We start from the raw sequence: 14,364 nt of genomic DNA on the forward strand, positions 1-14,364 counted from the left end.
GGCCCCCGCGGATCGCCGCGGAGGCCCTTTCGGCATACCGGAGAAGACCGCTTACTGCTGCGGCTGCTGCGCGGGCAGGGGCGTCGCCTCGAGGCTGTCGAAGCCCGCCGTGAAGCCCGACAGCGACATCTCCGCGCTCACCTGCTGATCCGGCGCGCGCACCGGCACGATCGAGATCCGCGCCGCGACACCGGCCTTCAGCTGGTTCAGCTCCGCATTCGTCAGGCCGAACCGCGCAACGCAGCCGTCCTGACGGCAGGTGGTGAACTCGTAGCGCTTCGCCTGGCCGCCATCGACCGCAAGCGTCAGGCGCTCGGTCAGCAGCGTCTCGAGCGGCACCACCACGTTCATGCCGGCGGCAAAGTTCATGCCGTCGGGAAGCTTGAACACCAGAGCCTCGGCCAGCGGCTGTCCGTCGCCCGCCTCGAGCAGCTGGTAGAGGCGGCAATCGCCTTCCTCGCCGTCCGGGAAGCGCACGCACTGGACCTGCCAGGCGCCCTCTTCGGACTTCACGAAGGCTTCGGGTCCCACCGGCTCTCCGCCCGACAGCCCCATCGGGTTGCCGTCCTGGCCGGTATCGGCGGTCTCTCCACCGCTCTCGGCCGCGGGCGCCTCGGTTTCCGGCGCCTCCGTGGTCGTCTCGCCTTCGGTCGCCTCGCCCTGGTCGTCCTGGGCAAACGCGGGCGCTGCAGCCAGCGCGGCGATGAGCGAAAGGTGGGTCAGTCTGATCGTCATGAGCTCCTCCGAGCGGTCTCGTCACATACGTCTCGGCCGCGCATATCACGGGGGGCAGGGGCTGTCAGGGGGTGGTTTCACCTGCCGCCCGGGCAGGTCCGCCGAGGGCCCGCAAGTTGCCGCGGCGCATTAAAAAAGGAGCCTCGTCGAGGCTCCTTTCCATCGTACGGCCCGTGTTGCGGTGCCGCTATCTCCCTGCCGGACCGGCCGGCTTCATCATTGCACGCGACGCTACGATGCGCTTTTCCTTCGGTCAACAGGCAATATTCCGCCGTCCGCCCGGACGCGCAAAAAAAAGACCGCGCCCGTGGACGCGGCCAGTCTGACAGGGAGGAAGTCTGCCCGGACCCCGGAGAGGACATGGGGACCGGACGGGGACATCCATGACATCGACCCGTTAACAATTCCTTCTCGCACCGGTTGTAAGCGGCGCGCGCGCTCCATCACAGGCGGCAAGAGCGTAAAAATATGCCGCGCGCCCGTCGCCTTTCTGCGCGCAAGCCTATCTGAGTGCAGTCAGGCTATCGCGAGATTGTGAAGGTGACATGGCTGCGGACCGAATGCTGACACTCGATCATCTGGCCGTCGCGGCCGAGTCCCTCGAAGAGGCGACCGCTCACGCGGAGGCCGCGCTCGGCCAGCCGATGGAGCCTGGCGGCAAGCACGCCAGATATGCAACGCACAACCGCGTGGTCGGGCTCGACGGCAGCCTCTATCTCGAGGCCATCGCCGCCGATCCCGGCGCACCGCCGCCCGCCGCCCCGCGCTGGTTCGGGCTCGACACCTTCGCCGGGCCGGCGCGGCTCGACAAATGGATCTGCCGGGTGCCCGATATCGCCGCCGCCCGCGCCGCGCTGCCGATGGCGGGCGAACCGGTGGAGCTGTCGCGCGGCGCGCTGCGCTGGACGATGCTCGTGCCCGAAGACGGCCGGCTGCCCTTCGACGGGCTCTTCCCGGCCCTCATCGAATGGCAGAGCCCGGTTCCCCCCGGCAACGCGCTCGCGCCGACGGGCTGGGCGCTGGACGAGCTCACGGTGGCCCATCCGCAAGCCGCCGAGCTGGCGGAGCTCCTTGGCCCGCACCTTGCCGACCCGCGGATTGCCTTCCTGACCGAGCCCGTCCCGGCCCTGCGCGCGCGCCTCTCGAATGGCGGGCGGGAGCGTATCCTGCAGTGATCATCCGTCCCGCCGAACAGAGCGACGCCGACGCGCTCGTCGCCATCGCCAACCCGATCATCGCCGAGACGACGATCACGTTCTCCAGCACGCTGCGGACGCGGCGGTCCATGCGCGCCTACATCGCCGCGCGGCGCGAGACGTTCTTCGTGGCCGAGACCGGCGGCGAGGTGACCGGTTATGCCACCTGCGCGCCGTTCCGGTCGGGCAGCGGCTACGTCCGGACCTTCGAACACACGATCCTCCTCGCGCCCGGAGCGCGCGGCCAGGGGCAGGGGCGCGCGCTGATGGAGGCGCTGACGCAATGCCTCGTTCCGCAAGGGGCCGGCTCGCTCGTCGGAGCGATCAGCGCCGAGAACGCGCAGGGCATCGATTTCCACGCCGCGCTCGGCTTCACGCAGGTCGGCCGCATCCCCAGCGCGGGCTGGAAGTTCGACCGATGGATCGATCTTGTGCTGATGCAGAAAATGCTGACCGCTTCGGCCTGACACCGGGCGGTGGTTGCCCTACACTCCCCCCATGTCGATCTGGACCAGAATATCCGAGGCGCTCGCGGCGCTTGCGGGCGGAGAAGGCCTCGGGGCCGTTTTCGATCGCCTGCGCACGCCGCCCGAACGCTCCGTCGCGTTCGCCATCGCCGTCATCGCGCTCTCGGCCAAGATGGCCAAGGCCGACGGGCTCGTGACCCGCGCCGAGGTGACCGCCTTCCGCGAGGTCTTTCACATCGCGCCCGAGGACGAGGCGGGCGCCGCCCGCGTCTTCAACCTCGCCCGGCAGGACGTCGCGGGCTACGAGGAATATGCCCGCCGGATCAAGCGCATGTTCGGCGACCAGACCGACGTGCTCTGCGATCTCATGGAGGGGCTCTTCCACATCGCTCTGGCGGATGGCGGCTTCCATCCGGCCGAGGACGAGTTCCTCGAGACGGTGGCACGCATCTTTGATCTGGACGAGACCCGCTTCCGCGCCATCCGCTCGCGCTACGTGCCGGGCGCCGTGCCCGATCCCTACGCCGTGCTCGGCGTCGATCCGGACATGCCGCTGACCGAGATCCGGCGGGTCTGGCGCGGGCTCGTGCGCGACAGCCATCCCGACCGGATGATCGCCCGCGGCCTGCCCGAGGAAGCGGTCAAGATGTCCGAGAAGCGCCTCGTCGCGATCAACGAGGCGTGGGAGGACATCTCGGCCCGTCACGCCGCCTGAGCCTTTGCGCGGGGCCGATCGTCACCTATCTTCGGGCCATGACACGCACGTTCCTCGCCGCCGCCTGCGCCCTCTCGCTCGCCGCCGCGCCGCTCCCGGCGCAGGAGGCCGAGGACGAGCGCGGCTTCGGTCTCATGGAACGCGGGGCGGAGCTCTTCTTCCGCGGCATCCTCGAGGAGATGGGCCCGGCCATGCGCGATTTCCGCAACTTCGCCGAGGGCGTCGAACCGGCAATGCGGGATTTTCTCGCCGAGATGGGCCCGGCGCTCAAGGGCATCCTCGAGGAGGTCGAGGACTGGTCCGTCTATCACCCGCCCGAGATGCTGCCGAACGGCGACATCATCATGCGCCGTAAGGAAAAGCTCGATCCCGAAGAGGCGCCGGAGGGCGAGGTCGACATCTGACCTCCCGCCCGCGCCTCAGATCCGGCGCACCTCGCTTCTGGCATCGAGGGAGCTTGCCAGCGAGTTGAACCGCGCCTCGGCCACCTCGCCGAACAGAGCCTCCGCATCCGAGGTCAGGTCGAGCCGCAGCGTCTTCTCCAGCGGATCCCAGTCGAGGCTCGCGCCGGCCTGGCTGTGTTCCGACATCCACAGCATCGCTCCGAAGCGCATCGCCTTGCCCAGGATCTCGGCCTCCCGCGTCTCCTCCGGCCCGATGAGCGCATGCAGGTTCTCGAACCGCGAACCCTCGCGCTTGTTGCGGTAGCGGTGCAGCAGAGCGAGCCCGAGAAAGATCCGCTCGGCATGCTTGAGCCCGCCGAGATTGGCGCGGGTCGCGTTGTCGAAACAGGTCTCGGCACGGTAATCGGGATGCGCCCGCCAGCTGACGTCGTGCAGCAGGCACGCCGCCTTCACGAGCCGCATCCGCGCCGGCCCCGCCTCGGGAAAGAGCGGGCGCACGAACTTGAAGAGCCGCTTGCCGAAACCTGGCAGCCGCGCGTCCTTCGCCTCGGCGAAGCGGCACGATTCGATCAGCGGATCTCGGTCGCGCAGATCCTGCGGCATCTGCTCGTAGAGCAGGCCCTCGCGGATCCCGTAGCTCGAGATCGCGATATCGGCGGGCTTGAACTGCTGCACCAGCCGCTTCAGCACCTCGACCGCGTAGGGCACGAGCGCCATGCGCGACGAGGAGAGGGAGCATTGCTTCCGCAGCGCCTCGAGATCCGCCTCCTCGATGAACTTTGCGGTCTCCATCACCGCGTCGGCATCCATCCGGTATTCGTGCAGGACATGCAGCGGATAGTTCTGCCGTTCCATGTCGATCCGCGCGATGGCACGCCACGAGCCGCCCACGAGAAACAGCCGGTCTCTCTGCGTGCCGAGCTTTTCGGCGAGGCCCTCGACCACGTCCTTGATGTGCTTCTCGCGCGCCTTCTTGGACTCCATGTCCCTCAGCTTGAGCGGACCGAGCGGCGACGACACCCGCCGTCCGACCTCGCCCCTCGAGATCGCGGCCAGCTCCATCGACGAGCCGCCGATGTCGCAGACGAGCCCGTAGCTGCCCGGCCAGCCGAGCAGAACGCCCTGCGCCGAGAGCCGCGCCTCTTCCTCACCGTCGATGACGTGGATCTGAAGCCCGGCCTCGCGAAGGACCTCCGCGCGGAACTCCGGCCCGTCCTCGGCGTCGCGCACCGCCGCCGTCGCGACCGCGGTCAGCGGGGCGATGCCCATGCCCTTCGCGAGCAGGGCGAAGCGCTTCAGGGCCGACAGGGCCCGCCTGCGCCCCTCGGGATCGAGCCGGCCGGTCTCGGACATGCCGCTGCCGAGCCCGCACATGATCTTCTCGTTGTAGAAATAGGCGGGCGAGCGCGCCGCCCCGTCGAACACCACCAGCCGGACCGAGTTCGACCCGATATCGACCACGCCGACGCGCGCCAGAGCGCGGGCCTTGGGATCGTGAAACAGCGGTTTCTCGAACGGAGCCCACTCGGCGTGATCCGCGTCCCCGTCCATGTCGTCCTACCCCGTATCCCAGGTCCTTGCCCGCGATGTCTCGCAAGACCGCGCGAGGGGGTCAAGCGCGCAGGACGGTCGGCGCCGATCCGACGTCAGGGCATCCCCTCACTCGTCGGCGCCGTGAGTCAGCGTCGGCACGTCCGCCGCGCCGGCCGATCCGCGCCCCGAGAGCGACGGGTTTTCCATGAAGAACCGGTGGCAGTTGAAGGCAAACTCGCCCTCCGGCACCGGCTTGCGCACGAAATGCCCGTCGGGCTGCATGACCCAGCTCTGCGCCACGTCGGCCAGGTTCGCCGCCATGATCTGGCTGACGATCTGCGCCTTCACCGTGTCGTTCTTGATCTCGACCAGATGCTCGACCCGCCGGTTGAGGTTCCGCCCCATCCAGTCCGCCGACGAGATGAAGACCCGCGCCTTCCGGTGCGGCAGCCCGTGCCCGTCGCCGAAGCAGACGATGCGCGAATGTTCGAGGAACCGCCCCACGATGGACTTCACCCGGATGTTCTCCGACAGCCCCTTCACCCCAGGCCGCAGCCCGCAGATGCCGCGCACAACGAGCTCGATTTTCACGCCCGCCTGGCTCGCCTTGTAGAGCGCGTCGATGATCCCGGGCTCGATCAGCGAGTTCATCTTGGCCCAGACATGCGCCGGACGGCCCTTCGCGGCATGCCCGGCCTCGCGCTCGAGCATCTCGATCAGCTTCGGCTTCAGCGAATGCGGCGAGATGGAAATGTTCTCGAGCCCCTCGGGATGGGCATAGCCCGACAGGTAGTTGAAGACCTTCGCCGCATCGCGCCCAAGCTGCGCATCGCAGGTGAAGAAGGACAGGTCGGTGTAGAACCGCGCGGTGATCGGGTGGTAGTTGCCGGTGCCCCAATGGGTGTAGGTCACCAGCTTGTCGCCCTCGCGGCGCACCACCGTGGCGATCTTGGCGTGGGTCTTCCACTCGAGGAATCCGTAGACAACGTGGGCGCCCGCGCGCTCCAGCCGCCGAGACTGGCGGATGTTGGCGGCCTCGTCGAACCGCGCTTTCAGCTCCACGAGCGCGGTGACCGACTTGCCGTCCTCCGCTGCCTCGCAGAGCGCATCGACGATCGGAGAGTTCTTCGAGGTCCGGTAGAGCGTGTTCTTGATCGCCAGCACGTCGGGATCCTGCGCCGCCTGGGTCAGGAAGCGGATCACCATGTCGAAGGTCTCGTAGGGGTGGTGCAGCAGCATGTCCTTCTGGCGGATCGCCGCGAACATGTCGCCGTCGTGATCCTGCACCCGTTCCGGCACCCGCGGCGTGTAATTCGGCCAGAGCAAATCGGGCCGCGCGTCGAGCACCAGCTCCTTGGTGTCGACGACGCCCACCATCCCGTCGAGCTCGACGATCTCGTCGTCGCGCACATGCAGCTCGCGCATGACGATCTGCTTGAGCCCCTCGGGCGCGCCCGCCGAAATGGTCGTCCGCACAACCTCACCGCGGCGGCGGCGCTTCAGCGCCACCTCGAATTCGCGCACGAGATCCTCGGCCTCTTCCTCGAGTTCGAGATCGCTGTCGCGCAGAACCCGGAAGCCGAAATGGTCCTTGACCCGGTAGCCCGGAAAGAGCGCGGCGATATGCAGAAGCAGCACGTCCTCGAGGAAGATGAAGCGGTGCTGGCCGTCCTCCGCGGGCAGCGCCACGAAGCGGTCGATCTGCTGCGGGATCGGCAGCAGCGCTTGCAGCGCCTTGCCGCCCGACGCCTTCTGCTCGAGCTGCAGCGCGAGGCAGTAGCCGAGATTGGCGATGAACGGGAAGGGATGCGCGGGATCGATCGCAAGCGGCGACAGGACCGGAAAGATCTGCTCGATGAAGGTCTCGCGCAGGTGATCGCGGTCGGCCTCGGTGAGCTTGTCCCGCTCGCAGATATGGATGCCCTCGGCCTCCATCAGCTCGCGCAATTCGCCCAGAACCCGCTGCTGCGAATGCATGAGCTCCCGCGCGCGGGCATCGATCTCGCGCAGCTGCTGCGCCGGCGTCAGCCCGTCCGCGGCCGGCGTCGTGTTGCCCGCCTGCGTAAGCTCCCGCAGGCCCGCGACGCGCACGTTGTAGAACTCGTCGAGATTGCTGGCCGAGATCGACAGGAACCGCACCCGTTCGAGCAGCGGAACCCGCGGGTTCTCCGCCTCCTCGAGGACGCGCCAGTTGAAGCCGAGCCAGCTCAGTTCGCGATTGAAGAAGCGTCCGGGGCCGTTCGGGTCGAGGTCGGGCATCTCGACAGGCGCGGCAAAGGGAGCCTGCAGGAAGTTTGCGTCATGCGTCATGCCCGCCTTATTGCGGCCGCCCGTGACAGTTTCGTGACCCTTCGCACGGCCCTTCGCGTCACCTAGCGTCATGTCTCGCCCTCCGGGGTCATTCGGTCGAGACAGTCGCGGGCGATGGCGAGCGTGATCGGCCGCCGCCGGGCCAGCGCCGCGCCGTCGATCGCCGCGACCAGCCGCTGCGCGGTGTCGAAGCTGCGCCGCATCCGCGGAACGAGATAGTTGATGACCCGCGCATCCGGCGTCAGCTGCCGGTCGTCGAAGAGCTTGGCCAGCACCGCCGACAGCAGCACGTCGTCCGGCAGTTCGAGCTGCGCGAATTGCGTGCCCATAAGCCGGCTGCGCAGATCGGGCAGGGCGAGCCCGAGACGCGCCGGCGGCACCTGCGCCGTCATGAGCAGCGCATGACCTTCCGAGAGCGCGAGGTTGTGCAGGTGAAAGAGCGCATCCTCCCCGGCGCCATCCCCCGCGATCCTGTCGACGTTCTCGACGCAGACCGGGCGCGCGGCGAGCGCCGGGATGTCCGCGTGCGCCAATGTCTCCGCGCCGACGACGTCGCCCTCGCTCTCGCGCTGCCAGACATGGGCGAGATGCGTCTTGCCCGAGCCCTTGGGGCCGACGAGCATGAACTTGTTCCCGCTCCAGTGCCGCCACGCGTCGATCTGCGCGACCGCCATGGCGTTGGCCTCGGTCACGAAGAAATCCCCGCGCCCGAGCGCGGGTCGGACCGGCAGGTCGAGGATGAGCTGCTCCGCGGCCCGCATCCTATGCTGTCCCATCGCCGCCTCCGCCCGAACTGCCGGTGTAGAGGCGGGAGGATTTGTATTGCGCGACGAGGAAGCGCATCACGACGCCGAGCGCCGCCGCGACCGGCACCGCCACCAGGAGCCCGACAAAGCCGAAGAGCGTGCCGAAGACCGACATGGCGAGCAGCAGCCACACCGGGTGCAGACCGACCGAATCGCCCACGAGCTTCGGCGTCAGCACGTTGCCCTCGATCACCTGTCCGATCTGGAAGATCACCGCGACCGCGATGATCCAGATCCAGTCGCCCCAGAACTGGAAGAGCGCGAGCCCGATCGCCAGCGCACCGCCCACGATCGCTCCGACGTAAGGGATGAAGGTCAGCAGGCCGGCGATCACGCCCACGACAAGGCCGAACTGCAGCCCCACCACCATGAGCGCCACCGCGTAATAGGTGCCGAGGATCACGCAGACCGTGCCCATACCGCGGATGAAGCCCGCGAGCGTGTGGTCGATGTCGCGCGCGAGCTGCCGGATCGTCGGCGCGTGCTGGCGCGGCAGCAACTCGTCGATGCGGGCAACCATCCGGTCCCAGTCCATCAGCAGGTAGACGGCGACGACCGGCACGATGACGAAGAGCAGCAGGATCGACACGAAGGACGCCGCACTCGTCAGCGCCGTCTGGATCAGCTCGCCGGCACGGCTCCGCAGCGCCTCGCCGAGATTGGTCATCGCCTCGCGGAAGGCCTCGTCGTCGAACTGCACCTGCGGGAATTGTTGCGAGAGCCAGCCCTGCACGTTCTGGAAAAGCTCCGGCGCCACCTGGATGAGCTGGGTCGTCTGCCGGAAGAGGGTCGGGATCACGAGCACGGCGATCAGGATGAAGAGCAGCACCGCCCCGATCGTGATGATCGCCGTGGCCAGCCCGCGCGACGCGCCAGCCCTCTCCAGCCGGTCCGCCACCGGATCGAGCAGGTAGGCGATCGCCGCCCCGAGCACGAAGGGCAGGAGCACGTTACCGAGGAACCACAGCAACACGATCAGCACCAGCGCGCCGATGCCCCAATATTTCAGCTGTTCGCGGACGGGCAACTTCATGTGTCCTTCCCTTGGGCTCCTCCTGCTCTTCTGCGGAAGGACGCAGCGCCTTGCAAGCGCTTCGGGCGCAATTGCGTCACTCGGCCCGCACGCACCGGCGACCGAGCGCCGCGAGTTCTGGCCGACATCGCCGAGACGACGCAAATTCGGTACGTTTTGGCGCCGGATTCTTACGTTTCGTACGAAAGTCCGCCCCCGCCGATCGGATCGCGGCGCATTGCATGTGGCCGCGCGTTTCGCCTACATCGGCCCCAACACACCAGTCGAGGGACCTTCATGCGCCTCAGCCGCTACTTCCTGCCCGTCCTCAAGGAAACGCCGTCCGAGGCCCAGATCGCCTCGCACCGGCTGATGCTGCGCGCCGGCATGATCAAGCAGGCCTCCGCAGGCATCTATTCCTGGCTGCCGCTCGGCTACCGCGTGCTGCGCCGGATCGAGCAGATCGTGCACGAGGAGCAGCAGAAGGCCGGCCATATCCCGATGCTGATGCCGACCCTGCAATCGGCGGATCTCTGGCGGGAATCAGGGCGTTACGACGCTTACGGCCCCGAGATGCTGCGTGTGCGCGACCGCCAGGACCGCGACCTTCTCTACGGTCCCACCAACGAGGAGATGATCACCGACATCTTTCGCAGCCACGTCTCAAGCTACCGCGAACTGCCGATGACGCTCTACCACATCCAGTGGAAGTTCCGCGACGAGGTGCGCCCCCGCTTCGGCGTCATGCGCGGCCGCGAGTTCCTGATGAAGGACGGCTACAACTTTGATTTGACGTACGAAGACGCGATGCACGCCTACAACCGGCATCTCGTCTCTTACCTGCGCACCTACGAGCGCATGGGCCTTCAGGCGATCCCGATGCGCGCCGAGAGCGGCCCCATCGGCGGCGACGACACCCACGAATTCCTGGTGCTGGCCGAGACCGGCGAGTCCGAAGTCTTCTACGATTCCGAGATCACCGAGCTGACCTTTGGCGAGCGCAAGATCGACTACGAGAGCCGTGAAGAATGCCAGGCCGTGCTCGAGGAATTCACCTCGCGCTACGCCCGCACCGACGACACCCATGTCGATACCGAGTTCGAAGAGCAGGTCCCGGAAGAGCGCCGCCGCCGTGCCCGCGGCATCGAGGTCGGCCAGATTTTCTATTTCGGAACAAAGTATTCCGAGCCAATGGGCGCCACGGTCGTCGACGACCAGGGCAACCACGTCCCGGTCCACATGGGCTCTCACGGGATCGGTGTCTCGCGTCTTCTGGGCGCCATCATCGAGGCCAACCACGACGACAACGGCATCATCTGGCCCGAGGGCGTGACGCCCTTCCACGTCGGCATCGTGAACCTCAAACAGGGTGACGAGGCCGCGGACCTCGCCTGCGAGCAGCTCTACAACGCCGTCGTCGAGGCCGGTCTCGAGCCGCTCTACGACGACCGCTCCGAGCGGGCAGGGGCCAAGTTCGCCACAATGGACCTCATCGGTCTGCCCTGGCGCATCACCGTCGGCCCCCGCGGCCTCAAGAACGGCGTCGTCGAGCTGACCTCGCGCCGCACCGGCGAGAGCGAGGAGCTGACCCCAGATCAGGCCGTCACGAAGGTCGCGCAGATCTACGCCGGCAAGCTCTGATCGTCTGCTCTTGCGGCGGGACCCCACGCCCCGCCGCAATACTGATTTCCTATCTTTCGTAGACGATTAGGCGCTGCTCAAGCAGCGGATTCCACCTCGGCGACGATGCCGTTGACGACTTCGCTCAGCAGCCGTTCATCCTCGCATTCCGCCATCACCCGGATCAGCGGCTCGGTGCCCGACTTGCGGATGAGGACGCGCCCCTTCGAACCCATCTGCGCTTCTGCGGCCCGGATCGTCTCCTGCACGTTCGCGGCTTCGAGCGGCGCGCGCCCGGGGGCATAACGCACGTTCTTCAGCAGCTGCGGCACCGGCTCGAAGACATGCGTGAGGCGGCTCGCAGGCTCGCCCGTGCGCACCATCTCCGCAAGGAACTGAAGGCCCGCCATCAGCCCGTCGCCCGTCGTCGCGAAATCGGTCATCACGATGTGGCCCGATTGCTCGCCCCCGAGATTCCAGCCGCCCCGGCGCATGGCCTCCACCACATAGCGGTCGCCCACCCCGGTCCGCTCGAGCGTCAGGCCGGCGCCCGCAAGGTGCTTCTCGAGCCCGAGGTTGGACATCACCGTCGCCACCAGGGTGCCGCCGTTAAGTCGCTCCTCTGCTGCCCAGCGGGTCGCCATCAGCGCCATCAGCTGGTCGCCGTCCGCGACCTCGCCGCGCTCGTCGATCAGGATCACCCGGTCCGCGTCCCCGTCGAGGCAGATGCCGAGATCCGCGCAATGCGCGACCACCGTCTCGGCCGCGACGCGCGGCTTGGTCGATCCGCATTCCTCGTTGATGTTGAAGCCGTTGGGCTGCACACCGACCGGGATGACCTCGGCGCCGAGTTCCCACAGAACCTCCGGCGCCGCCTTGTAGGCCGCGCCGTTGGCGCAATCGACGACCACCTTCACCCCGTCGAGCCGGATGCCCGGGGGCAGGGTGGACTTCACCCGCTCCTGGTATCGGAAGCGCCCGTCATCGATCCGCCGGGCGCGGCCGATCCGGTCCGCATGGGCCGGCTCGACGCCGGAAGCGACCAGCGCCTCGATCTCCGCCTCCGCCTCGTCCGAGAGCTTGTAGCCGTCGGGCCCGAAGAACTTGATGCCGTTGTCGCGGGCGGGGTTGTGCGAGGCCGAGATCATGATGCCGAGATCGGCGCGCATCGAGGGCGTCAGAAGACCCACCGCCGGCGTCGGCACGGGGCCGAGCAGGAGCACGTTCATGCCCGTCGAGGTGAGGCCCGCCGTGAGGGCGTTCTCGAACATGTAACCCGAGCGCCGCGTGTCCTTGCCGATTACCACGCGGTGCACGCCGCCATGCTCGCGGCGGAAGTAGCGTCCCGCGGCGGCGCCGATGGCAAGCGCCACCTCGGCCGTCATCGGGTACGTGTTCGCCGTGCCGCGCACGCCATCGGTTCCGAAGAGCTCACGTGCCATCGTAATTTCCCCTGCTCACTGCCTGCCATAGGTCGAGTGCGGCCCTTGTTTCGGCCACGTCATGAATGCGGAGAATCTGCACCCCCTGCGCGGCCGCGGCAAGCGCTACGGCCAAAGAGCCCGGCATCCGCGCGGCGGGATCCCGCATGCCCGAGATCACGCCAATGAAACCTTTGCGCGATGCACCGAGAAGGACAGGGCACCCGATCCCGTGAAAGAGCGAAATTCCTTTCAATAGCGAGAGGTTGTGGCCAATCGTCTTGCCGAAGCCGATGCCGGGATCGATCACGATGCGGGCGCGCGGAATGCCCTGCGCCTCCAGGGCCTCGACGCGCTCCGCCAGCCAATCGTAGACGTCGAGCAACACATTCTCGTAGCGGGGCTCATCCTGCATCGTCTTGGGATCGCCCTGGGCATGCATCACGCAGACTGGCAGTCTAGCCTCGGCGCAATAGGCGGGGAGCGTCTCATCGAAGGTCAGCCCCGACACGTCGTTGACAAGCGCGGCGCCAGCCTCGACCGCGGCCTCGGCGACCGGACGTTTCCGCGTGTCGATGGAGACCGGCGGCATGTCCGGGCCGGTGATCGCGGCGATGACCGGAGCCACCCGCTCCAGTTCCTCGTCCGCAGGAACGGTATCGGAGCCGGGCCGCGTGGATTCGCCCCCGACATCGATGAGGTCAGCCCCGGCCTCTCTCATCGCAAAGGCATGCGCCACGGCGGCATCGCGCCCGTCATGCTTGCCGCCATCCGAAAAGCTGTCCGGCGTGACGTTCAGGATCCCCATGAGCCGACTTCGATCCATCTCGAGCCCCGCGACGGGATCTCTCGGTACGGTCAATGCGCCCCGCCACGACGCCGGTACTTCGGTTGCCCGCACGACGACCGGCTCCGCGTCTCGCGAAAGACGTTCGGCGTGGGTGAACCACAACGCTCCCCCGGCAAGCGGCAGGGCGTCGTCGGGGCGGGCAAGACCATGCTGGACCAGCGGTCGGAAGTAGACATTCATGCCGCGCGGGATGTCCGAGCGGCGCCCCGAAGGCAACCGGCAAGTGCTGTCAGTCGAGCCTGTCGCCGATGTCGAGACGCCGGACGGGAATGTCGCAGCCGGCCGGAGCGCCGGCTCCGACAACAATGAGCTCCCGCGCGGAAAGTTGTTCGGCAAACCATGCCGCAAGTCCGGCGGCATCGCGCGCCGGGCCCTTTGGCCCCTGAGTGGCGTCGAGCACGATTTTCGACGGCGCCCAGATGCAGACCTGTCCGTTCTTCATCGCCCAGTCGAGCTCCGTGCGGGTGGCCACCACCTTGGCGCGGTGATCGCGGGCGGCCAGCCTCCAGCCGTTCTGCTCGATCGCGAGGAGGTCGATACGGCGCTGAACGAGCGCGTGTCCGGCCTGCGGCACGGGCAGATCGTGCGCGCCGACGCAGAAGATGAGCGGCGCACCCGAGGCCTCGAGAAGATCGGTCCAGCCCGGAAGACCCGGCGCATCGAGCGCCTCGTTCGCAAGGTAGACGACGCGGGGATGCGGTCGCTCCTCCGCGCGGGCGGCGTGTTGTGCACCCAGATCCCCGCGGGCGCGGACGATCTCGACCCCGAGCGCTCCCGGTCCGCGATCGAGCTTCTCGATCCGCACGAAGGCCCGCAGCGCCTGCGGCTCGACCAGAATGCGCTCCGCGATGCGTTCGGCAAGCGTTTCGAGGAGGTTGACCCGCTCCGCGGCAAGCTCCGAAGCGATGGCCTCGGTCACCCGGTCGTACGAGAGGATACGGTCGACATCGTCGTCGAGCGGTCCGGTGAACGGCAGGACCTCCACCACGACGTTGAAGTTGATGCGCTGGGTTGTGCCGCGTTCCGCCTGGAAGGCACCGATCTCGACTTCGCGGATATGATCGCGCAGCGAGATGCGGTCACGCGGTTCGTCCCCTGCGGTCGCAACGCTGCGCTCGGAAGGATGGGAAAAGGCTAGTCGGATCTCAGAGGCCATGGCGCAGCTCCTGACGGGGCGATTTGCGCGACGTTAACCACGGTCCAGGGCCAAGGGCCATCCGATAGCGGCGGGCCGGGGCGGAATGGCGACACCCTGCGCACTCAAGCCGAAAACGACGTCGCCCGGAATTCCGACG

The 14,364-nt window shown here is 67.7% G+C and carries 13 protein-coding genes; 5 read left to right on the top strand and 8 right to left on the bottom strand.

Going from position 1 to position 14,364, the window contains the following annotated elements:
* Positions 1-51 precede the first annotated feature (51 nt).
* Positions 52-735: an invasion associated locus B family protein gene (locus OCH239_RS02025; RefSeq protein ID WP_037257837.1), complete on the bottom strand. Its 684-nt coding sequence runs from the start codon at positions 733-735 to the stop codon at positions 52-54.
* Between the two features lie 560 nt (positions 736-1,295).
* On the opposite strand from OCH239_RS02025, the gene OCH239_RS02030 reads away from it, so the two are divergent.
* From OCH239_RS02030 to OCH239_RS02045, 4 genes are read left to right on the top strand one after another with little or no spacing between them, the layout of a single operon-like run.
* A complete protein-coding gene (locus OCH239_RS02030) occupies positions 1,296-1,910 on the top strand; it encodes a VOC family protein (protein ID WP_037257840.1) in 615 nt (204 codons plus the stop codon).
* Complete coding sequence (locus OCH239_RS02035; protein ID WP_037257842.1) at positions 1,907-2,398, top strand: GNAT family N-acetyltransferase; 492 nt, start codon at positions 1,907-1,909, stop codon at positions 2,396-2,398. The genes OCH239_RS02030 and OCH239_RS02035 overlap by 4 nt, the downstream gene beginning before the upstream one ends.
* A 31-nt stretch (positions 2,399-2,429) precedes the next feature.
* Positions 2,430-3,113, top strand: coding sequence for a molecular chaperone DjiA (locus tag OCH239_RS02040; protein ID WP_037257845.1), 684 nt, complete (start codon positions 2,430-2,432; stop codon positions 3,111-3,113).
* Between the two features lie 38 nt (positions 3,114-3,151).
* Positions 3,152-3,517 carry a hypothetical protein gene (locus tag OCH239_RS02045; protein ID WP_037258163.1) on the top strand — a complete coding sequence of 122 codons (366 nt, stop codon included), beginning with the start codon at positions 3,152-3,154 and terminating at the stop codon, positions 3,515-3,517.
* Between the two features lie 15 nt (positions 3,518-3,532).
* Here the strand turns inward: OCH239_RS02045 and OCH239_RS02050 are convergent, their stop codons facing one another.
* From OCH239_RS02050 to OCH239_RS02065, 4 genes are all read right to left on the bottom strand, one after another.
* Positions 3,533-5,068, bottom strand: coding sequence for a Ppx/GppA family phosphatase (locus OCH239_RS02050; RefSeq protein WP_037257848.1), 1,536 nt, complete (start codon positions 5,066-5,068; stop codon positions 3,533-3,535).
* Between the two features lie 108 nt (positions 5,069-5,176).
* Positions 5,177-7,360, bottom strand: coding sequence for an RNA degradosome polyphosphate kinase (locus OCH239_RS02055; RefSeq protein WP_037258166.1), 2,184 nt, complete (start codon positions 7,358-7,360; stop codon positions 5,177-5,179).
* 68 nt (positions 7,361-7,428) lie between these two features.
* Positions 7,429-8,136, bottom strand: a complete 708-nt coding sequence (locus OCH239_RS02060; protein WP_244430286.1) for a P-loop NTPase family protein — start codon at positions 8,134-8,136, stop codon at positions 7,429-7,431.
* Positions 8,123-9,199 carry an AI-2E family transporter gene (locus OCH239_RS02065; protein ID WP_037257854.1) on the bottom strand — a complete coding sequence of 359 codons (1,077 nt, stop codon included), beginning with the start codon at positions 9,197-9,199 and terminating at the stop codon, positions 8,123-8,125. The genes OCH239_RS02060 and OCH239_RS02065 overlap by 14 nt, the downstream gene beginning before the upstream one ends.
* Before the next feature lie 276 nt (positions 9,200-9,475).
* Between OCH239_RS02065 and proS the strand changes: the two genes are divergently transcribed.
* Positions 9,476-10,819 (top strand): proline--tRNA ligase, encoded by a 1,344-nt coding sequence (gene proS / locus OCH239_RS02070; RefSeq protein WP_037257858.1) that lies wholly within the window; start codon positions 9,476-9,478, stop codon positions 10,817-10,819.
* A gap of 77 nt (positions 10,820-10,896) precedes the next feature.
* On the opposite strand, the gene glmM is transcribed toward proS, so the two are convergent.
* Genes glmM through OCH239_RS02085 form a run of 3 tightly spaced genes read right to left on the bottom strand, consistent with a single transcriptional unit; the run spans position 10,897 to position 14,225 of the window.
* Entirely contained in the window at positions 10,897-12,240 is a 1,344-nt protein-coding gene (gene glmM, locus OCH239_RS02075; protein WP_037257862.1) for a phosphoglucosamine mutase, read from the bottom strand.
* Positions 12,230-13,249, bottom strand: a complete 1,020-nt coding sequence (gene folP, locus OCH239_RS02080; protein ID WP_037257864.1) for a dihydropteroate synthase — start codon at positions 13,247-13,249, stop codon at positions 12,230-12,232. The genes glmM and folP overlap by 11 nt, the downstream gene beginning before the upstream one ends.
* 49 nt (positions 13,250-13,298) lie before the next feature.
* A complete protein-coding gene (locus tag OCH239_RS02085) occupies positions 13,299-14,225 on the bottom strand; it encodes a dihydroneopterin aldolase (protein ID WP_037257867.1) in 927 nt (308 codons plus the stop codon).
* Between the last annotated feature and the right edge of the window lie 139 nt (positions 14,226-14,364).

Source organism: Roseivivax halodurans JCM 10272 (assembly GCF_000521785.1).
Lineage (GTDB): Bacteria > Pseudomonadota > Alphaproteobacteria > Rhodobacterales > Rhodobacteraceae > Roseivivax > Roseivivax halodurans.

Bases quoted from the DNA above. Each gene is read 5' to 3' on its own strand.
- OCH239_RS02025 (WP_037257837.1), bottom strand. From the start codon at position 735: ATGACGATCAGACTGACCCACCTTTCGCTCATCGCCGCGCTGGCTGCA.
- OCH239_RS02065 (WP_037257854.1), bottom strand. From the start codon at position 9,199: ATGAAGTTGCCCGTCCGCGAACAGCTGAAATATTGGGGCATCGGCGCG.
- OCH239_RS02060 (WP_244430286.1), bottom strand. From the start codon at position 8,136: ATGGGACAGCATAGGATGCGGGCCGCGGAGCAGCTCATCCTCGACCTG.
- glmM (WP_037257862.1), bottom strand. From the start codon at position 12,240: ATGGCACGTGAGCTCTTCGGAACCGATGGCGTGCGCGGCACGGCGAAC.
- OCH239_RS02030 (WP_037257840.1), top strand. From the start codon at position 1,296: ATGCTGACACTCGATCATCTGGCCGTCGCGGCCGAGTCCCTCGAAGAG.
- OCH239_RS02055 (WP_037258166.1), bottom strand. From the start codon at position 7,360: ATGACGCATGACGCAAACTTCCTGCAGGCTCCCTTTGCCGCGCCTGTC.
- proS (WP_037257858.1), top strand. From the start codon at position 9,476: ATGCGCCTCAGCCGCTACTTCCTGCCCGTCCTCAAGGAAACGCCGTCC.
- OCH239_RS02050 (WP_037257848.1), bottom strand. From the start codon at position 5,068: ATGGACGGGGACGCGGATCACGCCGAGTGGGCTCCGTTCGAGAAACCG.
- OCH239_RS02040 (WP_037257845.1), top strand. From the start codon at position 2,430: ATGTCGATCTGGACCAGAATATCCGAGGCGCTCGCGGCGCTTGCGGGC.
- OCH239_RS02085 (WP_037257867.1), bottom strand. From the start codon at position 14,225: ATGGCCTCTGAGATCCGACTAGCCTTTTCCCATCCTTCCGAGCGCAGC.
- folP (WP_037257864.1), bottom strand. From the start codon at position 13,249: ATGAATGTCTACTTCCGACCGCTGGTCCAGCATGGTCTTGCCCGCCCC.
- OCH239_RS02045 (WP_037258163.1), top strand. From the start codon at position 3,152: ATGACACGCACGTTCCTCGCCGCCGCCTGCGCCCTCTCGCTCGCCGCC.